General features: G+C 65.1%; 21 protein-coding genes. 10 read left to right on the top strand and 11 right to left on the bottom strand.

From position 1 onward, the window contains the following. The first annotated feature begins 47 nt into the window (after nucleotides 1-47). Nucleotides 48-662: a hypothetical protein gene (locus tag J0H39_10305; GenBank protein ID MBN9497137.1), complete on the top strand. Its 615-nt coding sequence runs from the start codon at nucleotides 48-50 to the stop codon at nucleotides 660-662. Here the strand turns inward: J0H39_10305 and J0H39_10300 are convergent. Further along, entirely contained in the window at nucleotides 632-1165 is a 534-nt protein-coding gene (locus J0H39_10300; protein MBN9497136.1) for a histidine phosphatase family protein, read from the bottom strand. The two genes, J0H39_10305 and J0H39_10300, sit on opposite strands and share 31 nt — an antisense overlap. Before the next feature lie 82 nt (nucleotides 1166-1247). On the opposite strand from J0H39_10300, the gene J0H39_10295 reads away from it, so the two are divergent. From J0H39_10295 to J0H39_10280, 4 genes are all read left to right on the top strand, one after another. Continuing rightward, nucleotides 1248-3401 (top strand): RNA degradosome polyphosphate kinase, encoded by a 2154-nt coding sequence (locus J0H39_10295; protein MBN9497135.1) that lies wholly within the window; start codon nucleotides 1248-1250, stop codon nucleotides 3399-3401. A gap of 1 nt (nucleotide 3402) precedes the next feature. After that, the gene (locus tag J0H39_10290) at nucleotides 3403-4899 is read left to right on the top strand and encodes a Ppx/GppA family phosphatase (GenBank protein ID MBN9497134.1); all 1497 of its coding nucleotides are present in this window, start codon (nucleotides 3403-3405) and stop codon (nucleotides 4897-4899) included. Further along, a complete protein-coding gene (locus J0H39_10285; GenBank protein MBN9497133.1) occupies nucleotides 4896-5576 on the top strand; it encodes a dienelactone hydrolase family protein in 681 nt (226 codons plus the stop codon). Before J0H39_10290 ends, J0H39_10285 begins: the two co-directional genes overlap by 4 nt. 92 nt (nucleotides 5577-5668) lie before the next feature. Next, complete coding sequence (locus tag J0H39_10280) at nucleotides 5669-5869, top strand: hypothetical protein (GenBank protein MBN9497132.1); 201 nt, start codon at nucleotides 5669-5671, stop codon at nucleotides 5867-5869. Here J0H39_10280 and rnd read toward each other — a convergent pair. Further along, nucleotides 5866-7044 carry a ribonuclease D gene (gene rnd, locus J0H39_10275; GenBank protein MBN9497131.1) on the bottom strand — a complete coding sequence of 393 codons (1179 nt, stop codon included), beginning with the start codon at nucleotides 7042-7044 and terminating at the stop codon, nucleotides 5866-5868. The two genes, J0H39_10280 and rnd, sit on opposite strands and share 4 nt — an antisense overlap. 109 nt (nucleotides 7045-7153) lie before the next feature. Between rnd and aspS the strand changes: the two genes are divergently transcribed. The 3 genes from aspS (at nucleotide 7154) to J0H39_10260 (ending at nucleotide 10679) form a co-directional block, all read left to right on the top strand. Next, complete coding sequence (aspS, locus tag J0H39_10270) at nucleotides 7154-8944, top strand: aspartate--tRNA ligase (protein MBN9497130.1); 1791 nt, start codon at nucleotides 7154-7156, stop codon at nucleotides 8942-8944. Between the two features lie 90 nt (nucleotides 8945-9034). Next, a complete protein-coding gene (locus J0H39_10265; protein ID MBN9497129.1) occupies nucleotides 9035-9820 on the top strand; it encodes a DUF1849 family protein in 786 nt (261 codons plus the stop codon). Nucleotides 9821-9980: 160 nt separating this feature from the next. After that, nucleotides 9981-10679, top strand: coding sequence for an OmpW family protein (locus J0H39_10260; protein ID MBN9497128.1), 699 nt, complete (start codon nucleotides 9981-9983; stop codon nucleotides 10677-10679). A gap of 19 nt (nucleotides 10680-10698) precedes the next feature. On the opposite strand, the gene J0H39_10255 is transcribed toward J0H39_10260, so the two are convergent. After that, entirely contained in the window at nucleotides 10699-11610 is a 912-nt protein-coding gene (locus J0H39_10255) for an ROK family protein (protein MBN9497127.1), read from the bottom strand. 110 nt (nucleotides 11611-11720) lie between these two features. On the opposite strand from J0H39_10255, the gene J0H39_10250 reads away from it, so the two are divergent. After that, entirely contained in the window at nucleotides 11721-12086 is a 366-nt protein-coding gene (locus J0H39_10250; GenBank protein ID MBN9497126.1) for a response regulator, read from the top strand. 16 nt (nucleotides 12087-12102) lie between these two features. After that, nucleotides 12103-13485: a PleD family two-component system response regulator gene (locus tag J0H39_10245; GenBank protein ID MBN9497125.1), complete on the top strand. Its 1383-nt coding sequence runs from the start codon at nucleotides 12103-12105 to the stop codon at nucleotides 13483-13485. A 10-nt stretch (nucleotides 13486-13495) separates the two neighbouring features. Here the strand turns inward: J0H39_10245 and J0H39_10240 are convergent, their stop codons facing one another. The 8 genes from J0H39_10240 to plsY form a co-directional block, all read right to left on the bottom strand. Further along, complete coding sequence (locus tag J0H39_10240) at nucleotides 13496-14284, bottom strand: sulfite exporter TauE/SafE family protein (protein MBN9497124.1); 789 nt, start codon at nucleotides 14282-14284, stop codon at nucleotides 13496-13498. A 130-nt stretch (nucleotides 14285-14414) separates the two neighbouring features. Further along, on the bottom strand, nucleotides 14415-14582 hold the full coding sequence (gene rpmG / locus J0H39_10235) for a 50S ribosomal protein L33 (protein MBN9497123.1): 168 nt from the start codon (nucleotides 14580-14582) through the stop codon (nucleotides 14415-14417). A 120-nt stretch (nucleotides 14583-14702) separates the two neighbouring features. Continuing rightward, nucleotides 14703-16304, bottom strand: coding sequence for a S41 family peptidase (locus tag J0H39_10230; protein ID MBN9497122.1), 1602 nt, complete (start codon nucleotides 16302-16304; stop codon nucleotides 14703-14705). A 12-nt stretch (nucleotides 16305-16316) separates the two neighbouring features. Continuing rightward, on the bottom strand, nucleotides 16317-16691 hold the full coding sequence (locus tag J0H39_10225) for a DUF983 domain-containing protein (protein ID MBN9497121.1): 375 nt from the start codon (nucleotides 16689-16691) through the stop codon (nucleotides 16317-16319). A 141-nt stretch (nucleotides 16692-16832) separates the two neighbouring features. Beyond that, a complete protein-coding gene (gene rnr, locus J0H39_10220; GenBank protein MBN9497120.1) occupies nucleotides 16833-19022 on the bottom strand; it encodes a ribonuclease R in 2190 nt (729 codons plus the stop codon). Between the two features lie 2 nt (nucleotides 19023-19024). Next, on the bottom strand, nucleotides 19025-21715 hold the full coding sequence (gene topA / locus J0H39_10215) for a type I DNA topoisomerase (protein MBN9497119.1): 2691 nt from the start codon (nucleotides 21713-21715) through the stop codon (nucleotides 19025-19027). 42 nt (nucleotides 21716-21757) lie between these two features. Then, entirely contained in the window at nucleotides 21758-22867 is a 1110-nt protein-coding gene (gene dprA, locus J0H39_10210; GenBank protein MBN9497118.1) for a DNA-processing protein DprA, read from the bottom strand. Between the two features lie 31 nt (nucleotides 22868-22898). Beyond that, nucleotides 22899-23549 (bottom strand): glycerol-3-phosphate 1-O-acyltransferase PlsY, encoded by a 651-nt coding sequence (gene plsY / locus J0H39_10205; GenBank protein MBN9497117.1) that lies wholly within the window; start codon nucleotides 23547-23549, stop codon nucleotides 22899-22901. Nucleotides 23550-23554: the final 5 nt, after the last annotated feature.

Below are 23554 nucleotides of genomic sequence, written 5' to 3'. Positions count from 1 at the left end.
AATACTGTCCGTGCGGCAGCCGGCCGTAAATGGGAGGAGCCAAAGCGATGCTTTTCAGCCCTTCGCGCAAAAAGCATCTTCGGATAGTTCACGCCGCCGCGGAGACCGGCGAAGGGAACGGCGATCGCGCCGGCCGCGCTTTGCCGCCGGATTACGAAGCGCTGCATCCCTGGTTCGCCGCGATCCGCGACTATCTCGCTTCGATCGCCGGGCCGGGCAGAATCGCATCGCGCGCGGATTTCGATCCGTGCTGGCTGCGCGGCAATCTCCGTCTGGTAAATCTGGTCGAGGTCGTGCGCGGCGCGAACGGCGCGGCGCGGTTCCGATTCCGTCTGGTCGGAACGACGCAGACGGAGCTTGCGCGGCGCGAGATCACCGGGCTGTTCGTCGAGGACGCGGTGTTGCCCGTCTATGTCGATCGCATTCTGGTGAATATGCGCACGGTCGTGCGCACGCGCGCGGCGGTCTATGATCGCTTTCCGATGCCGCATCCGGGCCGCGAATTCATCGACAGCGAGCGCGTCTATTTCCCGCTCGCGTCGGACGGGCGGAATGTCGACATGATCCTCGTCGCCTGCAGCTACCCGAACGACTTGAAGCTCAAGTCGGTCTACCCTTACGAGGAGTTGCTTCAATCCTCGTCGTCGGCGGGGATGCGGTAGGCTTCGAGCGTGGCGCGCGCGGGCCCGATCGAGCCCCACGGGCAATCGGCAAAGCGCAAGGCGACGAAGGCGCAGGTCGGGAATTTCGCGGCGATGCGCGCGCGCGTGTCGGCCTCGGCCGGCGGGATCAGGTCGAGGGCGAATTCCTCCAGCCCCGGATTATGGCCGATCATCAGCACGGCGTCCGGGCAGGGGCTGCGCCGGTCGAGTTCGGCCAGGCGCCGGCGCAAATCCTCGACATCGGCCAGGTAAAGCCGCTTCTCGATCGAGATTTCGGGGCGGCCGCCGAACCCCTCTTGGGTCAATTCCAGGGTCTGGCGCGTGCGCAACGCCGCCGAGCACAGCACCAAATCGGGCGTATAACCCTTGTTTTCCAGCCACTTGGAAAGGCCGCGCGCCGCCTTGCGCCCGCGCTTGTTGAGGTCACGATCGAAATCCTGGACGAACGGGTCGTCCCACGCGGATTTCGCGTGCCGGAGCAGGAAAAGTCGCTTGGGTTTCAAAATCTTGACACCGTTCGCCCGCTAGAGTCGCCCGCGCGTGATACCATAAACGGCCCGTCGGCATCAGCCTCGGGCAAGGAGAATGACCGTGGACGGCGAGAGCAGGACCCCCGAGCGGGTCGACATCGGCGAGATCGAAACGTCGCGCTACATCAATCGCGAGCTGTCCTGGCTCGCGTTCAACGAGCGCGTGATCGAGGAATGCGCCAATCATCACCATCCGCTGTTGGAGCGGCTGCGCTTCCTGTCGATCTCGGCGTCGAATCTCGACGAGTTCTATATGGTGCGCGTCGCCGGGCTGAAGGGCCAGGTCGCCGCAGGTGTGACCACGCCGTCGGAAGACGGTTTGTCGCCCGCCCAAGCGCTCGCCGCGATCAACCGGCGCGCGGGCCAGTTGATGAACGTTCAACAGAACGTGTGGATGGAACTGGTCGCGGAGCTTCGCGCCGCGGGCATCGCGGTCGTGGGGCCGAGCGAGCTCAGCGACGACGATCGCGCGTTCCTGGCACAGCGTTTCCAGGAAGCGATATTTCCGGTCCTGACGCCGCTGGCGATCGACCCGGCACACCCGTTCCCGTTCATTCAGAACAAGGGGCTTGCCCTCGTCGCGCGGCTTGTTTCGCCGACCGATAGCCGCGTGCTGCAAGCGTTGATCCCCGTGCCCCAGCAGGTCGAACGTTTCGTCCGCCTGCCGGGGAAGACGATCCGCTTCATCCCGGTCGAGGAGACGATCCGCCTCAACCTCGGCACGTTGTTCCCGGGCTTCGAAACGAAGGCCGCCGGCCGCTTCCGCCTGTTGCGCGATTCCGAAATGGAAATCGACGAGGAAGCGGAGGATCTCGTGCGCGTGTTCGAAAGCGCCTTGAAGCGCCGCCGGCGGGGCGAGGTGATCCGCTTGGCCTTCGACGCGGAAATGCCCGAGGATCTGCAGAATTTCGTGCTGAGCGAATTGGAAGTGAAGCCCGAGGATTGCTTCCGCCTGGGCGGCATGCTCGGCATGGCCGATTTGAAGCAGCTCGTGCTGTCCGAACGCGCGGATCTGCTGTTTCCGCCCTATAACCCGCGCTTCCCCGAACGTATCCGCGATTTCGGCGGCGATTGCTTCGCGGCGATCCGCCACAAGGATATCGTCGTCCATCACCCGTACGAGAGCTTCGACGTCGTCGTCCAGTTCCTGCGCCAGGCGGCGCGCGATCCGGCGGTCGTGGCGATCAAGCAGACGCTCTATCGCACGTCGGATAACTCGCCGATCGTGCGCGCTTTGGTCGAAGCCGCCGAAAGCGGCAAGTCGGTCACGGCGATGGTCGAACTGAAAGCGCGCTTCGACGAGGAAGCGAATATCCGCTGGGCGCGCGATCTGGAACGCGCGGGCGCGCAGGTCGTGTACGGCTTCATGGATTTGAAGACGCACGCGAAGATTTCCTACGTCGTGCGCCGCGAAGGCCCGGCCTTGCGATCCTACGTGCATTTCGGCACGGGCAACTACCACCCGATCACCGCGCGCATCTATACGGACCTGTCGTTCTTCTCCTGCGATCCGGGCCTGTGCTCCGACGCCGCGCGCCTGTTCAACTTCATGACCGGCTACGCCAAGCCCGAGGCGATGGAGAAGCTCGCCTTCGCGCCGCTGACCCTGCGCGCGACGCTGGTGAAGCATATCGACGCGGAGATCGCGCACGCCAAGGCGGGCCGCCCGGCGGCGATCTGGGCGAAGATGAACGCGCTGGTCGACGCCAGGATCATCGACAAGCTGTACGAGGCGAGCAACGCCGGCGTGCAGATCGATCTGGTGATCCGCGGCATTTGCTGTCTGCGGCCCGGCGTGAAGGGCATGTCGGAGAATATCCGCGTGCGCAGCTTGGTCGGCCGGTTCCTGGAGCACGGGCGCGTCGTGTGCTTCGGCAACGGGTTCGGCTTGCCGCATCCGGAATCGAAGCTGTTCATTTCGTCGGCCGATTGGATGCCGCGCAATCTCGACTGGCGCGTCGAAACCTTCGTGCCGATCGAAAACCCGACGGTTCACGAGCAGATCCAAGACCAGATCATGGTGGCGAACCTGCGCGACGTGGCGCAAACTTGGGTTCTCGATTCGGCGGGCGACTACAAACGCCTCGAATGCGGGGCCGACGCGTTCAGTGCGCACGAGTTCTTCATGACCAATCCTTCGCTCTCCGGTCGCGGCAAGGCGCTTCACAAGCCGGGCAAGGCCAAGGTCAAAACCAAACCGAAAGATTGAGATGGCGGTACGGCGCGCCACGTCCGGCGTCAGCATCGACAGGCGCCCCGTCGCGGTCGTCGATATCGGCTCCAACTCCATCCGTCTCGTCGTGTTCGACGGGACGAGCCGCGTACCCTTGCCGTTGTTCAACGAGAAGGTCCTCTGCGGCCTCGGCAAGGGGATCGAGCGCACCGGCAAGCTCGACGAAACGGGCGTCGAGCAGGCATTGGTCAATCTGCGCCGCTTCGCCGAGCTTGCGCGCGCGATGGGCGTGCGCCGGACCTATGCGCTCGCCACCGCCGCGGCGCGCGACGCCAGCAACGGCCCCGAATTCATCACGCGCGTGCGGAAAGTCACGGGGCTGCCCGTGCGCATCCTGTCGGGCGCGGACGAAGCGCGCATCTCGGCGCTGGGCGTGCTCGCCGGCACGCCGGGCTCGCAAGGCGCGATGGGCGATCTGGGCGGCGGCAGTCTCGAACTCGTGGCGCTGGGCGAAGGCAAGACGCGCGGCTATGTGACGCTGCCCTTCGGGCCGCTGCGCTTGAAGGAATACGCCGAAAAAGGCCGCGGGCGTCTTAAAGACATGATCGACGAGCGTTTGAAGCCGCTCGACTTCCTCGACAAGGGCCGTGACGCCGAATTCTACGCCGTGGGCGGCGCATGGCGCGCGATCGCCAAGCTGCATATGGCGCATGCGGGCTACGGGCTCGAGATCATCCACCACTATACGATCGCGCGCGATCGGGCGATCGACTTCCTCGAATTGATGGCGACGCAAAGCCGCGCCTCGCTCGAAGGCTTCAGCGGCATTTCGCGCAAGCGCTTGGAGACGATCCCGCTCGCCGCGACGGTGCTGGAGCGCGTATTGCGCCGGATGAAGCCCAAGACGCTGGTCTTCTCCGCCTACGGATTGCGCGAAGGCTGCCTCTACGATTCGTTGAGCCCCGCGTTGAAGCGGATGGATCCGCTGATCTCGGGTGTGGCCGCCATCGCCGCGCAGAACCGCCGCTATCACGTGAAGGCGGAAGAACTTCAGCGCTGGATCGAGCCGCTGTTCAAGGACAAATCGCGCGCGCGATTGCGCCTTGCGACGTGCCATTTGTCGGACCTCGCTTGGAGCGAGCATCCCGATCATCGCGGCGAGATCGCGTATCGGCGCGCACTCTATATGCCCGTCGCGGGCATCGACCATCCCGGCCGCGCTTATGTGGCGCTCGCTTTGTTCGCGCGGTACGACGGCGAGCCGGGCGGGGAAACCGCGCAGATTTCCTGGCGCATGCTCGACGAGGATTCGTTGCGCGAGGCGTTCCGCTTGGGGCTCGCGTTGCGGCTTGCCTATCGCCTGTCGGGCGGGGCGTCGGCCGTGCTCGCGCGCACGCGGCTCGTTATGGACGGCCGCGAGCTTATCCTCGAAGTGCCCAAGCGCGATGTCGGCATGGTGGGCGAGATGGTCGGGCGGCGGCTTGAATCCGTCGCTTCGGCCTTCGACAAGAAACCGCGTATCCGGCCGCGATGAAAACCATCCTCGCTCTGTTCGCCGCCGCGATGGCGTTGACCGCGTGCGCGCGCCCGAACCCGATCGCCACACCTTTGCGCGCCGGACCCTTCGGCGCGGTGCTGCTCGTGCCCAGCTGCGCGGGGCCCGGCGATCACATTACGCGTGCCGCGCAGGATTTGACGCAATCGGGTTTCGCGGTTGCCACGCTCGATTGGCCGTCGGGGGCTTGCCGGGCGGACGATGCCGCCGCGGGCGTGCCGGCGATCGAACGCGCCGTGCTGCGGCTTGCCGCCGTGCCGGGTGTCGATCGTACGCGGCTGCATCTGGTCGGCTGGGCGGAAGGCGGGGCGTCGGTCCTTGTCGCCATGGCGCGCACCGGCGTGCGTTCGGCCGCTGCGTTCTATCCTTCTTGCGCGGGGCTTCGCGAATGGCGCCCGACCGGCCCCGTGCTGTTGATGATGGGGGAAAACGATACCGTCGCCCCGCCGGAGACCTGCTTGGCCGCCGTCAGCCGCGCGCAAGACGCGGATAAGGTTTTGGCGGTCCGCTATGGCGGGGCCTCGCACGGGTTCGACGATGTCGGCCCCGGCTGGGCGTTTTGGCGGTCGAGTGCGGCCAGTGCCCATAACAAAGCCGTACGCGATGCGGCGTTTTCGGATTTACGCATCTTTTTGGATGCTTACGCGGCGAAGTGACGGTACCGGATGAGGTTTTCGGCGCCGGAAGCCTTGCCGAAAGCGGAATCCGAGCCTAATCTTATCCGCATCCCGTTTCGGGGAGAGGAACCATGGCCGCCAGTTCCATCGGCAATACGCAATATTCGCCCGCCAGCCAGCTGTCGTCGCTGGAAACGTCGCGTCCCGCGCCGTCGAGTGCGGATGCGTCGCCCGCCGAAGAAGCGCGCCCGCAGCTGGGTGCCGCCGCGCAGAACCTGACGGCGCCGCCGTCGGATTCCGGCCGCGGCCGCAACGTCGACGTCACGGCTTAAGTCGAAGCGACCGCCGTCGCGGCGCCGTCCAGGCGCATCAGCACGATCTTTTTGCCTTTCAGCGTGAAGCCGAGCCGGCCCGCCTTCATATCGAGGGCGGCTTCGCCGAACACTTCGCGCCGCCAGCCCTGAAGGGCAGGCACGTCGGCGACGTCGTCGGCCGCGATGCGCTCCAAATCCGCCGTGGTCGCAACGAGCTTCTGCGCCACACCATGTTCCTCGCATTTCATTTTGAGGAGCACTTTAAGGAGCTCGACCACGGGCCCGAGGCCCGGCGGCAGATCGGGCGATTCCGGCAAGGCGGGCGCTTTGTCGACCGGGGTGGCCAAGCCGCGCTTGACCGCTTCCATCATCTCCTGGCCGAGGCGGCCTTCGGTGAAGCCGCGATTGATGCCGCGCATGCGCGCGAGATCTTCCAGCGATTCCGGCGCGTGTGCGGCCACGTCGAGGATCGTTTCGTCGCGCACCACGCGGTTGCGCGGCGTGTCGCGGCGCTGGGCCTCGCGTTCGCGCCAGGCGCAGACTTCCTTCAGGATCGCGAGGAAACGCGGCTTGGCGCCGCGCGGCTTCATGCGCCGCCAGACTTCCTCCGGGTCCGCGCGATAGGTCGCGGGATCCATCAGGATCGCCATTTCCTCGGCGAGCCAGCCGGCACGGCCGCTTTGGCCGAGCTTGCGGGCGAGCGCCTCGTAGGCCGGGCGCAGATGCGTCACGTCCGACAACGCGTAGCTGATCTGCTTGGCCGACAACGGGCGTTGCGCCCAATCGGTGAAACGCACCGATTTGTCGATCCGCGCGCGGGCGAGCTGGGCGGCGAGGTTTTCGTAGCTGACCTGTTCGCCGAAGCCGCACACCATCGCCGCGACTTGCGTATCGAACAACGGGGCGGGGACGCGGCCGGTAAGGTTATGGAAGATTTCCAAATCCTGGCGCGCCGCGTGGAACACTTTGAGGACGGCCGGGTTGTCCATCAGCGCCAGCAGCGGCGAAAGGTCCAGCCCCGGGGCCAGCGCGTCGATCACGGCGGCATCGTCCTCGCCCGCGACCTGCACGAGGCAAAGCTGCGGGTAATAGGTCTTATCCCGCATGAACTCGGTATCGACGGTGACGTAACTGGACGCGGCCGCCTTGGCGCAGAACGCCGCCAGCGGGGCGGACTCGACGATCAATGTCATGTCCTTGTTTAACCTTGCGTCTTTGGCGCAACAAGAGGGGGCGTGGGGGTTGACAAGCGAAGCCCTTCATGGGCCATTAACGCCCGATTTTCAAAGGAGATTCGACGCGATGCACGCCTACCGTTCGCATACTTGCGGTCAATTGCGCGCCACGGATGTGGGCGCCCAGGTTCGCCTGTCGGGCTGGGTCCACCGCAAGCGCGACCACGGCAATCTCCTGTTCGTCGATTTGCGCGACCATTACGGCATCACGCAATTCGTGCTCGATACCGAAAACCCGGCGTTCAAAACGGTCGAAGCCTTCCGCCCCGAAAGCGTGGTGACGCTGACCGGCAAGGTCGTGGCGCGCGAGCCCTCGACCGTGAACCCGAAGCTGCCGACCGGCGAAATCGAAGTACGCATCGAAGCCGCGTTGCTGCAATCGGCCTCGGAAGTGCTGCCGTTCCAGGTCGCGCAAGAAGGCGATTACCCCGAGGAAATGCGGCTTAAATATCGCTTCCTCGATCTGCGTACCGAGCGTTTGCACGCCAATATCGTGCTGCGCTCGCAGGTCATCGCGTCGATCCGCCGGCGCATGATCGATCAGGGCTTCACCGAATTCCAGACGCCGATCCTGACCTCGTCGTCGCCCGAAGGGGCGCGCGACTATCTGGTGCCGTCGCGCCTGCATCCGGGCAAGTTCTACGCGCTGCCGCAGGCCCCGCAGCAATTCAAGCAGCTGCTGATGGTCTCGGGCTTTGATCGCTATTTCCAGATCGCGCCGTGCTTCCGCGACGAAGACGCGCGCGCCGACCGTTCGCCCGGCGAGTTCTACCAGCTCGATTTCGAAATGAGCTTCGTCACGCAAGACGACGTGTTCGCGGCGATCGAGCCCGTGCTCGGCGGCGTGTTCGACGAATTCTCGAAGGGCCGCAAGGTCACCAAGCCGCCATTCCCGCGCATCGCCTTCGACGATGCGATGCTGAAATACGGCTCCGACAAGCCCGATCTGCGTAACCCGCTGGTGATCGCCGATGTGGGCGAGGTCTTCGCAGGCTCCGACTTCAAAGTGTTCGCCGGTATCGTCGCGGGCGGCGGCGTGGTGCGCGCCATTCCGGCCCCCAAGACTGCCGATCGCCCGCGCTCCTTCTTCGACAAGATGAACGCCTGGGCGCAAAGCGAAGGTGCCCCGGGCCTCGGCTATATCGTGTTCGAAGGCGATACGGCCAAAGGCCCGATCGCCAAGTTCCTGAACGACGAACGCCTCGCGAAGTTGAAGACGCTGGCGGGCGTAGGGGCGGGCGATGCGGTGTTCTTCGTCGCCGACAAGAAGAAGCTCGCCGCCGCGAAGCTCGCGGGGGCCGCGCGCAAGAAGCTGGGCGAGGAGCTGGAGCTCATCAAGGAAGGCGAATTCCGCTTCTGCTGGATCGTCGATTTCCCGATGTACGAGCTCAACGAAGACACCGGCAAGATCGAGTTCAGCCACAACCCGTTCTCGATGCCGCAAGGCGGTCTGGAAGCGCTGACGACCAAGGATCCGCTGGAGATCAAGGCGTATCAGTACGACATCGTTTGCAACGGCGTCGAACTCTCGTCGGGGGCGATCCGCAATCACTTGCCGGAAATCATGTACAAGGCGTTCGAGATCGCGGGCTATAGCCAAGCCGACGTCGAAAGCCGGTTCGGCGGCATGCTCAACGCGTTCAAGTTCGGGGCCCCTCCGCATGGCGGCTCGGCCCCCGGTATCGACCGCATCGTTATGCTGCTGGCGGACGAGCCAAATATCCGCGAAGTCGTCGCCTTCCCGATGACCCAGGGCGCCGTCGATCTGTTGATGCAGGCCCCCAACTCGGTCGATCCGATCCGGTTGAAGGAGCTGCACATCAAGCCGGATCTGCCGCCGGTCAAAAAGAAGGATTGACCCCGGTACCTGGATAACCGGTCCGGAAAACGCCATATTGTTCGGGGAATGTCGGGTCATTCGGCATTCCCCCCGTTTTCCGGAGTCCCCATGCGCCTTCTATTCGCGTTCGTTGCGGCCCTGATCGGGTTCCTGCCGGGCATGGCGGCGGCGCAAAGCCTTGCCCCCCATCGCGCGGCGTATTCGTTGTCGCTGGGCGACAACAAGGGGCAGGTGGGCGCGCTCGAGGGCGCGTTGGTCATCGACTGGGCGGAAATGTGCGAGGGTTATACCCTCAACCAGCGCATGCGGTTCACGATGACGACGGCCGAGGAGGGGACGACCGAAAGCGACATCCTGTTCTCGTCGTTCGAATCCAAGGACGGCACGTCCTATCGCTTCACCTTGCGCACGGCGCGCGACGGTCAGGTCGTCGAGGAATTGAAAGGCCGCGCGACGCTCGATCCCGACAAGGGCGGCAAGGCGGTCTTCACCGAGCCCGAGACCGAGATGGAATTGCCGCCGGGCACGATGTTCCCGACCGCGCATGCGCTGCTGCTGCTCAATCTCGCCGAGGGCGGGGAGCGCGTGATTCTGCGCGCCGTTTTCGATGGCGCCACGCTGGACGGGGCGCTCGACGTGACCGCGATCTTCACCGACAAGCAGCCGGGGCAGATGCTGATCGGCGCGCAAACGCCCGAGATCGGCAAGCGCCCGGCGTTCCGCGTGCGCATGGCTTATTTCAATCCCGACGACAAGACCGGCACGCCGCAATACGAAACGTCGATGCGGATGCTCGATAACGGTGTGGCGGGCGACTACACGTTCGAGTATCCCGAGTTCACGATGAAGGCGAAACTCGAACGCCTGGAAGCATTGCCCAAACCGCGCTGCTGAATTTCACTGTTGATTTGGTGCAACGCCCGGCGCGCGTCCACGCGCCTGCGGCAAGATTGCACACTTTCTGAAAGTGAATTCCGTGAGACGTTGATTCGCGTCGCCGCGCGGGGAGTCCGCCGCGCGGTCGAGAGTGAAGTCAGCGCGAAGCGGAGGGGTTATGCGCAAAGAAGTTCTGAACACGACGAAGATGCTGGCCGTGACGGCGGCGTCGATCGTTCTTCTGGCGGCGGCGGGGGCCGGCGCCCAAGAAATTCGCGGCAAGCAGGCGGGCGATTTCAACGTTCGTGTGCGTGGCATCGCGGTGGTGCCGGACAACGGCGCGCGGCCGGTCAACAACGCGACGACGGGGGCGAAGGCCTCGACGCTGGAACGCGTCGATGATGCCGCGGCGCCCGAAATCGATTTCAGCTATTTCGTCACGTCGAACATCGCGTTCGAGCTGATCGCGGCCACGACACGGCATAAGCTGAGTGTCGGCGCGCCGTCGTTCAACAACGGCACCAAGCTCGGCAATGTCGGCGTTTTGCCGCCGACGCTGACGTTGCAATATCACCCGCTGCCGAAATCGACTTTCAGCCCGTATTTCGGTGCGGGCGTGAATTACACGTTCTTCTACAACGTCGAGCCGGACGTGGCGAACTTCAACGGCCTCAAGCTCAAGAACAATTGGGGCTGGGCGTTGCAGGCGGGCGTGGACGTGCTGACGACCGGCCCGTGGTCGCTGAATGTCGACGTGAAGAAGATCTTCCTGAAGACCGAGGCGACGGTGAATCTGAACCCGGCGACGGGCTTGCGCGTCGACGACGTGAAGCTCGATCCGTGGGTGTTCGGCGCTGGGATCGGCTACCGGTTCTGACGCGATCGGCGCATGCGCGTCAGGCGGCGGGCCACAGCCACGCCGCCCCGCGCACGCCGCTGGAATCGCCGTGTTTGTTGCGGACGAGCTTGGTGACGAGCTCGTCCGTGAACGTATGCGCCTTCATCACCGGCAACACATCGCGATAAAGCCGCGCGGCGTTCGACAGGCCGCCGCCCAGCACGATGGTTTCGGGATCGAAGATATTGGCGATGGTCGCCAGGGCCCGGCCCAGCCGGTCAATATAGCGGCGCATCGTGGCGTCGGCTTCTTTGTCGCCGGCGAGATCGGCGGCGACGATTTCCTCGGCCGACATTTTCTTGCCGGTATACCGAAGATGATCGGCGGCGAGCGCACCACCCGACAGATAGGTTTCGATACACCCCGTATGGCCGCAATAGCATTGCGGGCCGGGGCGTTCGTCCAGCCCGTCGATCACGCGCATCGCGGGCAGGGGATTATGGCCCCATTCGCCGGCGATCGCATTGGGCCCGCCGACCGGCCGTCCTTCGAAGACCAACCCGCCGCCCACGCCCGTGCCGATGATGACCCCGAAAACCGAGCGCGCGCCGGCCGCGGCCCCGTCCGACGCTTCCGACAGCGCGAAGCAGTCGGCGTCGTTGGCCAGGCGCACCGGGCGGCCGAGACGTTCGGACAGGTCGCGGTCCAAGGGGTGGCCGATCAGCCACGTCGAATTCGCGTTCTTAACCAAACCCGAGACCGGCGAGATGGTTCCCGGTATACCGACACCGACGCTGCCGCGCTGGCCAGTTTTGGCCTCCGCCCGTTCGACCAGCCCGGCGATCGCCTCGACCGTCGCGCGATAATCGCCTTTGGGGCTGGGGACGCGCTCGCGATGGACGATCGTACCGTCGTCGCTCAACGCCGCCAGCTCGGTTTTGGTGCCGCCCAGATCGATTCCGTAACGCATTCTACCGCCGTGCGATTTGGGGCTCCGGGCGGGTTTTACGCCGCCCGATTGCCGTGCTAAACCATACGCCGCCTCTATACCTTGAAGCGAACGCGCTCGCGAGCCCCTCCATGTCGAAGACCGTCCTGATCGTCGAAGATAACGAGCTCAATATGAAGCTCTTTCACGACCTGCTGGAGGCGCATGGCTACGCGACCCTGCAGACCAAAGACGGGATCGAGGCGATGAAGATCGCGCGTCAGAAGCGCCCGGATCTGATTTTGATGGATATTCAGCTGCCGGAAGTTTCGGGGCTGGAAGTCACCAAATGGCTGAAGGAAGACCCGGAATTGCGCGCGATTCCGGTCGTCGCGGTGACGGCTTTCGCGATGAAGGGCGACGAAGACAAGATCCGCCAGGGCGGGTGCGAGGCCTATATCGCCAAGCCGATTTCGGTCGCCAAGTTCCTGGAAACCGTTCAGCGCTTTCTGAACTGACCGGAACGGTACCGGAATGTCAGCCCGGGTCCTGGTCGTCGATGATCTCCTGCCGAACGTCAAGCTGCTCGAAGCGCGGCTGACGGCCGAGTATTTCAACGTCGCGACGGCGTTTTCCGGGCCCGAGGCGCTGGAAAAGGCGATCGCTGACCCGCCCGACATCGTGCTGCTCGACGTCATGATGCCGGGCATGGACGGTTTCGAAGTTTGCCGCCGCCTGAAGGCGGACAAGCGCACACGCCATGTTCCGGTCGTGATGGTCACGGCCTTGTCCGCCGCCGAAGACCGCTTGCGCGGCATCGAAAGCGGCGCCGACGATTTCCTGACCAAGCCGGTGCGCGATTTGGCGCTTTACGCGCGGATACGTTCGTTGGTCCGCTTGAAAATGTTGGGCGACGAATGGCGCCTGCGCTCCGTGACATCGGGCCAATTCGACATGCCCGATGGCGCCGATACGGTCGAGCGCGAATTGCCCGTCACCAACGCCAAGATCTGCGTCGTCGACGACATGCCGGGCTTGGCGCGCACGCTGGGCAAGGCGGTCGCGGGCGACAACTCGACGGTCGAACTCGTCGCCGATGCCGGTGCGGCGCGCGCGCTGGCGGAAAGCGGCACGTGCGACACGCTGCTGGTCAATACGCTGATGCGCAAGACCGACGGCCTGCGCCTCTGCGCGGAATTGCGGGCGAGCGAGCGCGCGCGCAACGTGCCCTTGGTCGCGGTGCTCGACGACGGCGACGATCCGCGTTTGGCCAAGGCGCTCGATCTGGGCGTCACCGATTATCTGCTGACGCCGATCGAGCCCAACGAATTGGTCGCGCGCGTGCGCACTCAAATCCGCCGCAAGCGCTATATGGACGCGCTGCGCGCCAATTTCGAACGCAACATGGCGCTGGCGCTGACCGACGCGCTGACGGGCCTGCATAACCGGCGCTATATGGAAGCGCATCTGTCCAGCCTCGTGCAGCGCGCGGCGCATTCGCGCCGGCCCTTGGCGTTGTTGATGATCGATATCGACCATTTCAAGACGGTCAACGACACCTACGGCCATCTGGCGGGCGACGAGGCGTTGCGCGTCGTCGCCAATCGTCTGCAACGCAATCTGCGCCCGTTCGACACCGTCGCGCGTTGGGGCGGCGAGGAATTCCTGGTCGTGATGCCGGAGGCCGATGCGAAGATCGGCCGCATGGTGGGCGAACGCTTGCGCAGCAAAGTGGCCGCCGAACGTATCTCGATCGACGGCAAAGACGACGGCGTCGAGGTGACGATATCGGTCGGCGTCTCGGCGACGGATGGCGGCTTGAGCGATCTGCCCGATCTGATCCGCGCGGCGGACGAGGCGCTTTATCGCGCCAAGCAAGGCGGGCGCAATCGCGTCGAAGGCCCACCGGAGGCGTGAGCCGCCGTGGTCAGTGCCGCCACATTTTCGCGGCGGACAGAATCAGCAAGACGGCGAGGAACGGCAGCAGCACGTTGCCGGGCACGCTCCCCAGCATGTAGCCGCCGATGAAGGTTCCCAGAATGGAACCGCCCATCATGTAAAAAACGAAGCCGCGGTTTCGGCCCAATACCGAGAAGGTCTGATCGCGGCTATATCGCGCGAAGCCGACCAGCATGGTCGGCAGGCTGACGACCAGGGAAAGACTGCCGGCGAGTTTTACGTCCGCGCCGAACAGTAGAATCAAGGTCGGAATCAGCAATTCGCCGCCTGCAACGCCCAAAAGCGCGGCGACGACGCCGATGCCGAAACCGGCGGCGACCCCGATCGACATGCGGTATCCGTCCGGAAGCGGCATTTGCCCGAATGCGGTCGCCTCGTGGCCGAACAGCAATATCGCCGCGATCGCGATCAGCATGATCGCGATGACCTTATGAAGGGCCGCCGACCGCAAACGCGTCGCCCATCCGGCGCCGAGCCAAGCGCCGGGAAGCGATCCCAGCAGTAAAGCAAGGATCGCATCCCAACGCTCGGCGATCGCGGAGAATGGAATCGTTTCCGCCCGGAATGGGAGCGCCGTCAGGACGACGATCAAACTCGTCGCCTTATTGACGATAACGGCTTCGAGCGCCGCGAAACGAAAATAGCCGATCAGCAGCGGAAGGCGGAATTCCGCGCCGCCCAGGCCGATCAACCCGCCGAGAACGCCGATCAGCGCGCCGCTGCCGATCGCGCTCGGCGCATTTCTGGTCGTCGTCATCGAACGGGATTCCTTCGTTATGTTCATAAGAATATAACGAAGTCGGAGCGCCACAAACGAAAAGCCGGGCCGTCAGGGACGGTCCCGGCTTTTACGCGAAGAAAGTAAACGCGGGCCCGAAGGCCGCGAGTTACTTGATCTTGCCTTCCTTGAACACGACGTGCTTGCGCGCGACGGGGTCGTATTTGCGCAGCTCAAGCTTCTCCGTGGTCTTACGCGGGTTCTTCTGGGTCACGTAGTAGTAACCCGTGTCCGCGGTGCTGTTGAGCTTGATGAGCAGTTGCTTGGACTTTGCCATGATCGCGTTCTCGAAATTGGGTGGCCCCGGAAAGGGCGGCAGGGCGCGGAACATAACCGCCTGTGCCGCAATGTCAAGCGCGGGGGAAGCGCCCTTGTTTCAGGGGTTTAACTGCGGTTTTCAGCGCGCCTCGGCGGCCAGTTGGACCGATTCGAGCGCGCGGGAGAACAAAGTGCGGTCGCGCAGCAGCGCTTCGGCGATACCCAGATCGCTTTCGCGGTTGGCGTTTTCGGGCGCGCAAATCTGGCGCAGGCGCCTCAAGCCGTCCATGTCCGAATGATCGGCGGCACGCCAGCGCACCATCACCTCGGGGCCGGTCGTGCGGCCCTGGTTGATCGCCTGGAGCGCCGGGGCGATCTGATCGTTGCCCGACGTGCACACGGCCGGTATCACGCCCAGATCGGCCAGCGGATAGCCCGTGGGGGCGTGGAAGCGCGCCCAGGTGATGACGAGCTCGCCGTCATTGGGCATCGGCACCAGCGTCTGGACCGACCCCTTGCCGAAGGACGTGGTGCCCACGACCACGGCGCGGCCGTTATCCTGCAACGCGGCCGCGACGATTTCCGACGCCGAAGCCGATTGCCCGTTGACCAGCACGACCAAGGGCACGTCCTCGCCGATGTCGCCTTGCTGCGCCGTCATCGATTGCAGCGCGCCGCGATGGCGCCCGCGCGTCGACACGATCGTGCCGCGCGCCAGGAACAGGTCGGAGACGCCGACCGCCTGATCGAGCAGGCCGCCCAGATTGCCGCGCAGGTCGAGCACGGCGCCGCGCAATTTCGGGCCGATCTCGGCCTTCGCGCGGCGCACCGCGTCGGTCAGCGTATCGGTCGTGCGCTGGTTGAAGCCGGTCACGCGGAAATAGGCGATATCGCCGTCGCGCCGATAGGTGACCGTCGGCGACACAATATGGCTGCGCGTCAGCTTGATTTCGCTGCGCGTCTCGGCCGGCGGGCGGCGAATTTCGATCCGCACCTCGCTGCCGATCGGCCCGCGCAGACGCGAGATCACGTCGCGCTCGGGCATGCCCAGAAAGGCGCGGCCGTCGGCGGCGACCAAACGATCGCCCACGCGGATGCCGCCGCGCGCGGCGGGGGAATCGGGCGTCACCGCATCGACGCGGACTTCGCCTTGCTCGAACCCCACGGTCACGCCGATGCCGCCGAATCCGTCGCGCGAAGCGCGCGCGTCGCGCGCACGGTCGGGATCGTCGTAGCGCGTATAGGCGTCGAGCGGGGCGAGCGCTTCGTCCATCACCGCGCGGAACACGCGCTCGTTCGGCGTGTCGCGCAATGTCGGCGAAATATTGCGGGCCGAGTCGATCGCGGCGGCGGTCAACTGGGCCCAGCGGAGCGCATCGTCGCGCCGGGGCAGATCGTAGCTCGCGGCGACGATGGCGCCGTCCATCACCTGCAATCGCGTATCAGTTCGTTTGACCGCGACGCGCTGATCGATCTTCGACAGCCCGTTCAAGCCGGTGCTCGCCAGCACGGGCATATCGATCGGCTGGATGTAGCGCACCGCGAGTTCGTCGTAAGCGCGATGGAAGAACTGCGTGGGCGAAACCTGGGCCGCACGCGGCGCGGGAACCGCCGCTTGTTCGGGGCGCACGGTTTCGCGCGGGCCGGCACAAGCGGTCGCGAACAGCACCAGCGCCGCCGCCAACACCCCCAGCCGCGAACGCGGCTTACGCAGAGAGGAGGGGCGATAGGCGGCGCGCATGTCTTGGGTCCGTTACGGTTTCTCGCGCTGCGCCCATAATACGCCGACCACGGCACCCTTGATCGGGCGCAGGAAGGCGAGGCTCAGCAGCGTCGTCAGCGGCAGCCACACCACCATGTGGAGCCAGATAGGCGGCATATAGGCGCGTTCCACGATCAGGATCAGCGGTACGATGATGTGGCCGACCAAGAAGATCGTGAAATAAGGCGGGGCGTCGTCGGCGCGCAGATCGTCGAGCGCCTCGCCGCAGGCGGCGCATTTCGGCGTCACGCGCAGATAGCCGGCGAAAACCGGACCCTCGCCGCAGGCGGGGCATTTGCACGCCAGACCGCGCCAGAACGACTTTGACCAGTCGCGGGCGGCGGGCGCTTGCAGATCGGCGGACATTCTTCCGAAACTCCTTCTCGAATGCACATCATATAGGCCGGACGGCGTCCGGCCACCCCTTCCGCCAAAGCATGGCAGAAAGGTCGCGCAGGCGCGGCAATCCGGCAACACTCCCCGGGATCGGAGAATGTATGCCGGAATTTACCTCTTTTTCCGGGGGAATTTCCCACGGCCCGAGGGGCGGCCGCCGCCATCGAGCAGATCGAAGGTCAGCGAGCCGGTCAATGCGTCAACTTCCCGCAGGCGGACATCGACCGCTTGTCCCAGGCTGAAGGTGCGCCGCGTGCGCGCTCCGCTCAGCACATGGCTTCGCTCGTCGAAATGATAGAAATCCTGGGGCAAAGCGCGCACCGGGACCAAACCGTCGGCGCCGATCTCGTCCAGCGTGACGAAGACGCCGAATTTCTGCACGCCCGAGATGCGCGCGGGGAAGGCGGCACCCTGCCTGTCGGCGAGATAGGCGGCCATGTAGCGCGCCATCGCGTCGCGCTCGGCGGCGACGGCCCGGCGCTCGGTCGCGGAGATATGTTCGCCCGCCTTCTCGAAATCGGGGACATGGCCTTCGGTCAACGCGCCGTCGCCCAGCTTCTCCGCGTCGATCAACGCGCGATGGATCAGCAGATCGGCGTAGCGGCGGATGGGCGAGGTGAAATGCGCGTAGCGCGCCAGCGACAGGCCGAAATGCCCGGCGTTTTCGGGGGCGTAGACGGCGAGCGATTGGCAGCGCAGCACCATCGTGTTGACCATGTGGCGCCACGGCTTGTCCGCCGCCCATTCGATGATGCGGCCGAAATCCTTGGGCCGTAGTGCGGTCTTGGCCAAATGAAAATCGAGGCCGTCGAGCACTTCGCGCAGCGCGTCGATGCGCGTTTCGGCCGGCGGCTCGTGCACGCGATACATGCACGGCCGGTTGCGCTTCTCCAACGTCTCGGCGGCGCAGACATTGGCGAGGATCATGAACTCCTCGATCAGCTTATGGCTGTCGAGGCGTTTGCGCGGCTTGATCGACGCCACACGGCCCAAATCGTCGATCTCGACCTTGCGTTCCTCGAGGTCGAGATCGAGCGCGCCGCGATCCTGGCGCGCTTTCAGCAACGCGCGATAGGCGGCGTAAAGCGGTGCGACGATGGGCGCCAACTCGTGCGGGCTCCCGTCGGCGATGTCCTGCACTTCCTCGTAGGTAAAGCGCTTGGCCGAGCGGATCAGGCCGCGGAAAAATTTATGCGCGATCTTGCGCCCGCTCGCGTCGATGCGCACGCGCACGCCCAGCACGGGCCGATCCTCGTTGGGGCGCAGCGAACACAGATCGTTCGACAGACGCTCGGGCAGCATCGGCACGACGCGATCGGGGAAGTAGCAGGAATTGCCGCGATCGTAGGCGTCGCGGTCGAGGGCGTCGCCCGGCCGCACGTAATACGCGACGTCCGCGATGGCGACGATCAATTCGAATCCGTCGGGGTTCTCGGGATCGGGGCGGGCATGGACCGCGTCGTCGAAATCGCGTGCGTCGATGCCGTCGATCGTCACGATCGGCAGATCGCGAAGATCGAGCCGGTCGCCGAGCGTGGCGGGCTTGGCGCGTTCCGCCTGCGCCAAGGCGGCGGGCGAGAAAACGGTCGGAATGTCTTGGCTGAAAATCGCGATCAGGCTCGCGGCCTTCGGATCGCGCTCGTGGCCCACGCGCTCCAAAATCTTGGCGCGCGGCAAGCCCAAGCGGCGCGCGGGGCTGACTTCCGCCAGCACCAGATCGCCCGGCTTCACGTCGTCGGGCGGATCGCCGACGAGACCGAACTCGACGCGCAGTTTGCGGTCGGTCGGGATCAAGCGCCAGCCCGCACCCACGCGGTCGAGCCTTGCGACCAAGCGTTCCGATTGACGATCGGCGATGCGCAACACATCCGCGAGCCAACCCCCATCTTCCTTGCTAGCGTCGTCGCGCTTCAGTCGCGCGAGCGCATGTGCGCCCACCGGCGGGACGGGATGCCCATGCGGCAAGCGCACGCGGGCGAGCGGGGCGGGGGCGTCGCCCTCCCAATCGATGGGCTTCGCACGCAACACGCCTTCTTCGATATCGGCTTCAACGATCTCGACCATTTGCGCGCCGACGGGCACGCCGTCGCGGCGCGGCAAGGCGACTTTGCCTTCGTCGAGCGAGATCAGATCGCCGTCGCGCAGCATGTCGCGCAGCAAGTTCTTCAGCGCATCGCGCGCCGGGCCTTTGAGGTGAAGGAACTTCGCCAAACGCCGCTTTTCGACGGGCTTGTTCGAATGCTTCAAGGTTTCGAGGACGCGTTCCTTCGTCGGCCAGGAACCGTCTTCAACCTTCGCCACGCTCAGCCTTCTTCGGCGGGGGCTTGAGCCTTCTTCGCCTTTTTCGCCTTAGGCGCGGCCTTCGCGGGCTTCTCGGCTTTCTCGGCCTTCGGCGCCTTTTCGGCCTTGGGCTTGGCGGCCTTCTTCGCGGCACCGCGCTTCACCTTGGGCCCGCCATTGGCGGCTTCGCGCGCCCGGCGTTCGGCCAGCAGCGCAACCGCCTCGTCCAGCGTCACCGTATCGGGCGAGCCGTCCTTGGGCAGGTTCGCGTAGGTCGAGCCGTGCTTCACGTAAGGCCCGTAGCGGCCGGCGGCGGCGGTGATCGGCTGGCCGTCATCGGGATGGTTGCCGACGACACGGCCCACCGGGCCCGCCGCGCGGCCGAAGCGCCGTCCGGTCGACGGTTGCGCCAGAATGTCGACCGCGCGGTTCAGCCCGATTTCGAGCGCGTCCTGCGTGGTCGGGATCGATTTGTATTTGTCGCCGTGCTTGATGTAGGGCCCGAAGCGGCCGAGGCCCGCGACGATCGGCAACCCGTCCGTCGGGTGCGTGCCGACGGGGCGGGGCAGGGTCAGCAGTTTCAGTGCCAGTTCGAGCGTCACGTCACCGGGATTGATGTCGCGCGGAATGGAGACGCGCTTGGGCTTTTCCTTCGCGCCGCCCGTGCCGAGTTGAAGATAGGGACCGTAAGGTCCGTTCTTCAGATGCACTTCCTCGTTCGTTTCGGGATCGACGCCGAGCACCTTGTTGGCGATGCCGCCCGCGGACGTGCCGTCGCCGTCGCCTGTATCGACGCTGAGCGGACGCGTGAAGCTGCATTCGGGATAACGCGAGCAGCCGATGAAGGCGCCGCGCTTGCCCAAACGCAGGCCCAAGCGGCCGTCGTTGCAGGCCGGGCATACGCGCGGATCGGTGCCGCCCGGCTTGTCGGGGAAGAAATGCGGGCCCAACGCCTCGTCCAGCGCGTCGATGACGTCGCGGATCTTGAGTTCCTTGGTGTCGTCGATCGATTTCGAGAACAGCGTCCAGAAATCGGTCAGCACCTTGCGCCAATCGGCGCGGCCGCCGGAAATCTCGTCGAGCAGATCTTCGAGCTTCGCCGTGAAATCGTATTCGACGTAGCGGCGGAAATAATGCTCGAGGAAGGTCGTGACGACGCGGCCGCGATCCTCGGGGATGAAGCGGCGCTTGTCGAGGCGGACATAGCCGCGCTCCTGCAACGTCTCCAGCGTCGATGCGTAGGTCGACGGGCGGCCGATGCCCAGTTCTTCCATGCGCTTGACCAGGCTCGCTTCCGAATAACGCGGCGGCGGCTGGGTGAAATGCTGCTCGGGCTTCACCGATTGGCGCGGGGTCGCGTCGCCTTCGGCCAAGGGCGGCAGCAGGCGATTTTCCTCGTCGTCCTCGGGCGAGGCGTCGTCCTTGTCCTCGCGATAGAGGGCGAGGAAGCCTTCGAACACGATGATCGAGCCCGTCGCGCGCAACGTCGTCTTGCCGTCCTTCGACACGAGATCGACGGCCGTCTGGTCGAGCTGCGCGCTTTCCATTTCCGAGGCGACCGTGCGGCGCCAGATCAGTTCGTAGAGTTTCAACTGATCGTCGGAAATATAGCGGCGCACATCGTCGGGGCGGCGCAGCAGATCGGTCGGACGGATCGCTTCGTGCGCTTCCTGGGCATTCTTCGCCTGGGTCTTCCACACGCGCGGCTGGTCGGGCAGGAATTTCTTCCCGTACTGGTCCGCGATCAGCGCGCGCGCAGCGCGCACGGCTTCCTGCGACAGCGTCACGCTATCGGTTCGCATATAGGTGATGAGGCCGACGGTCTCGCCGCCGATATCGGCCCCTTCGTAAAGCTGCTGGGCCAAGCGCATGGTGCGCGAGGCGCCGAAGCCGAGCTTGCGCGAGGCTTCCTGTTGCAGCGTCGAGGTCGTGAAGGGCGCCATCGGATTGCGGCGCGTGCGCTTTTTCTCAATGGAGCCGACGCGGAAGGGATCGCCCGCTTCGATCTTGGCGACGGCCGCACGCGCGGCGTCTTCGTTGGGCAGATCGAATTTGTCGAGACGCACGCCGTCGATATGCGTGAGCTTGGCGTCGAACAACTCGCCGCCCGGCGCTTTGAACGTGCCCGCGATCGACCAATATTCGCGCGCCTTGAAACGCTCGATCTCGTTCTCGCGCTCGCAGATCAAGCGCAAAGCCACCGATTGCACGCGGCCGGCCGAGCGACTGCCCGGCAGCTTGCGCCACAGGACGGGCGACAGGTTGAAGCCGACCAGATAGTCCAGCGCGCGGCGCGCCATATAGGCGTCGATCAGATCGCGGTCGAGGTCGCGCGGATGGCGCATCGCCTCCAAGATCGCGTTCTTGGTGATTTCGTTGAACACGACGCGTTTCACGTCGACGTTCTTCAGCTTCTTGGTTTCCTCCAGCACCTCTTTCAGGTGCCAGGAAATCGCTTCGCCCTCGCGATCGGGGTCGGTCGCGAGAATAAGGGTGTCGACGCCCTTCAGCGCCTTGACGATCTCGTTGACCGGCTTGCGCGCGCGGTCGCCGATTTCCCAGTGCATCGCGAATTCACGATCCGGCTCGACCGCGCCGTCCTTCTCGCGCAAATCGCGGACATGGCCGAACGACGCCAGCACCGTGTAATCGGTGCCGAGATACTTGTTGATCGTTTTCGCCTTCGCGGGCGATTCGACGATAACCAGCTTCATCGAGACTAGAAGGCCCTTCGTCCGGAGCCGGAGCCCGGACCGTCAGGCGCGCTTGGCGACCTTGTTACCCGGGTACCGCTCAATATGCCCAGCCAGCTCCAATTCGAGGAGGGCGGCCAGGATTGCGGGGGCGGACAATTGGCACTCGCGGACGATTTCGTCAACATTGGTCGGGACAGGGCCCAGCCGCTCGAGGATCGCAAGGCGGGCTTGTTCGACATCTTTATCCTTTAAATAAGAAAGGCTTGCGTAGAGTTCCTCGTGTTCTTTCGAGGGCTCTGCCAGCGACCGGCGCAGCACCACGTCGAGCACGTCTTTGGCCGTTTCGATCAACGTGGCGCCGTTGCGGATCAGGTCGTTGGTCCCCTTGGCGCGCGGGTCGAGGGGCGATCCGGGGACGGCGAAAACCTCCCGCCCATACTCGCCGGCGAGGCGTGCGGTAATCAGCGAACCCGAGCGCAAGGCCGCCTCGACCACCACCGTACCGAGCGTCATGCCGGCGACGATCCGGTTGCGGCGGGGGAAGTGGCGCGCTTGCGGCTGTATGCCCGGCGGCAGTTCGGAGATAAGCGCGCCGCCCTGGGCGATGCGGTCATAGAGACCCTTGTTCTCGGGCGGGTAGCAGACATCCACGCCGCCGGCCATGACCGCGACCGTGCCGGTGGCGTGTGCCCCCTTATGCGCGGCCGTGTCGATCCCGCGCGCAAGCCCGGAGACGACGCATAGCCCCGCGTCGCCCAGATCGCGGGCGAGATCCTCGGCGAGGCGCAAGCCGTTGAACGACGCGTTGCGCGCCCCGACGATGGCCACACTTGGTTTGGACCAGAGATGCGGATGGCCGAGCACCGCGACCAAGGCGGGCGCGTCTTCGGCCTCGCGCAACAAGGCGGGGTAGTCGGGTTCGCAAGAAGCGATCAGCTTGGCGCCGAGCTTGCCCAGCGTTTCGATCTCGCGCGCGGCGTCGGCGGCCGCAAAAACCTTGAAGCCGCGCTTGCCGCCGCGTTTGGCGAGATCGGGCAATGCGTCGAGCGCTTCCTGCGCCGAGCCGTAGCGTTGCAGCAATTGGCGGAATGCGATCGGCCCGACATTCTCGGACCGGTAGAGGCGCAGCCATAGGCTGCGTTCGGCGTCGCTCAATTGCTTTGCGGCCATGCGCTTGTTAAAGCGCGGCCGCGCGTCGCGGTCAACCGGAAGTGTTCGTGTCTTTTTTCTTCGCGCCGATCTTCGGTTCCTCGCCCTTCAGCAGCCGCGCGATATTGCTATGGTGTTTGATCCACACCAGCACGGCGAGGAAGGCGGCGAAGAACGCCATTTGCAGATCGCCGATGCGCTCCACGCCCGGTGCCCAGATCAACGGCAGGAAATAGGCATAGACCGGGGCGAGGGCGACCGCGACGAGCGCCGAGAGTGATGAATAGCGGAAGATCGCGGCGACCAGCGCCCAAGTGAGGCACGCCGCGATCCCGACGGGGAAATCGGCGGCGAGCAGCGTGCCGAGTGTCGTCGCCACACCCTTGCCGCCCTTGAAGCCGAGCCACACGGGGAAGAGATGCCCGAGCATGGCACCCGCACCGGCCAGCAACGCCGCATCTGGGCCCCAGAAATAACGCGCGATCAAAACCGCGATCGCGCCCTTGCCGCCGTCGAGCAGCAAGGTCGCCAACGCCAGCGGCTTGTTGCCGGTGCGCAGCACGTTGGTCGCACCAATGTTGCCCGAGCCGATTTTGCGGATATCGCCAAGACCGGCGGCGCGCGTCAGCACCAACCCGAACGGGATCGAGCCGAGCAGATAGCCGCCGATGATCGCGGCCAAATAGAACGGCCACGCATGGATGAGGA

The sequence above is a fragment of the Alphaproteobacteria bacterium genome (assembly GCA_017308135.1).
GTDB lineage: Bacteria > Pseudomonadota > Alphaproteobacteria > CACIAM-22H2 > CACIAM-22H2 > Tagaea.
This window is presented reverse-complemented; position numbering and strand designations above follow the sequence as displayed.

What these genes read in the sequence shown, in the direction of transcription:
- J0H39_10255 (MBN9497127.1), bottom strand. Translation starts at nt 11,610, where the DNA reads ATGCGTTACGGAATCGATCTGGGCGGCACCAAAACCGAGCTGGCGGCG.
- rpmG (MBN9497123.1), bottom strand. Translation starts at nt 14,582, where the DNA reads ATGGCAAAGTCCAAGCAACTGCTCATCAAGCTCAACAGCACCGCGGAC.
- J0H39_10260 (MBN9497128.1), top strand. Translation starts at nt 9,981, where the DNA reads ATGCGCAAAGAAGTTCTGAACACGACGAAGATGCTGGCCGTGACGGCG.
- J0H39_10295 (MBN9497135.1), top strand. Translation starts at nt 1,248, where the DNA reads ATGACCGTGGACGGCGAGAGCAGGACCCCCGAGCGGGTCGACATCGGC.
- J0H39_10285 (MBN9497133.1), top strand. Translation starts at nt 4,896, where the DNA reads ATGAAAACCATCCTCGCTCTGTTCGCCGCCGCGATGGCGTTGACCGCG.
- J0H39_10225 (MBN9497121.1), bottom strand. Translation starts at nt 16,691, where the DNA reads ATGTCCGCCGATCTGCAAGCGCCCGCCGCCCGCGACTGGTCAAAGTCG.
- dprA (MBN9497118.1), bottom strand. Translation starts at nt 22,867, where the DNA reads ATGGCCGCAAAGCAATTGAGCGACGCCGAACGCAGCCTATGGCTGCGC.
- J0H39_10305 (MBN9497137.1), top strand. Translation starts at nt 48, where the DNA reads ATGCTTTTCAGCCCTTCGCGCAAAAAGCATCTTCGGATAGTTCACGCC.
- topA (MBN9497119.1), bottom strand. Translation starts at nt 21,715, where the DNA reads ATGAAGCTGGTTATCGTCGAATCGCCCGCGAAGGCGAAAACGATCAAC.
- J0H39_10230 (MBN9497122.1), bottom strand. Translation starts at nt 16,304, where the DNA reads ATGCGCGCCGCCTATCGCCCCTCCTCTCTGCGTAAGCCGCGTTCGCGG.
- J0H39_10265 (MBN9497129.1), top strand. Translation starts at nt 9,035, where the DNA reads ATGCGCCTTCTATTCGCGTTCGTTGCGGCCCTGATCGGGTTCCTGCCG.
- J0H39_10280 (MBN9497132.1), top strand. Translation starts at nt 5,669, where the DNA reads ATGGCCGCCAGTTCCATCGGCAATACGCAATATTCGCCCGCCAGCCAG.
- aspS (MBN9497130.1), top strand. Translation starts at nt 7,154, where the DNA reads ATGCACGCCTACCGTTCGCATACTTGCGGTCAATTGCGCGCCACGGAT.
- J0H39_10250 (MBN9497126.1), top strand. Translation starts at nt 11,721, where the DNA reads ATGTCGAAGACCGTCCTGATCGTCGAAGATAACGAGCTCAATATGAAG.
- J0H39_10290 (MBN9497134.1), top strand. Translation starts at nt 3,403, where the DNA reads ATGGCGGTACGGCGCGCCACGTCCGGCGTCAGCATCGACAGGCGCCCC.
- J0H39_10245 (MBN9497125.1), top strand. Translation starts at nt 12,103, where the DNA reads ATGTCAGCCCGGGTCCTGGTCGTCGATGATCTCCTGCCGAACGTCAAG.
- J0H39_10240 (MBN9497124.1), bottom strand. Translation starts at nt 14,284, where the DNA reads ATGACGACGACCAGAAATGCGCCGAGCGCGATCGGCAGCGGCGCGCTG.
- rnd (MBN9497131.1), bottom strand. Translation starts at nt 7,044, where the DNA reads ATGACATTGATCGTCGAGTCCGCCCCGCTGGCGGCGTTCTGCGCCAAG.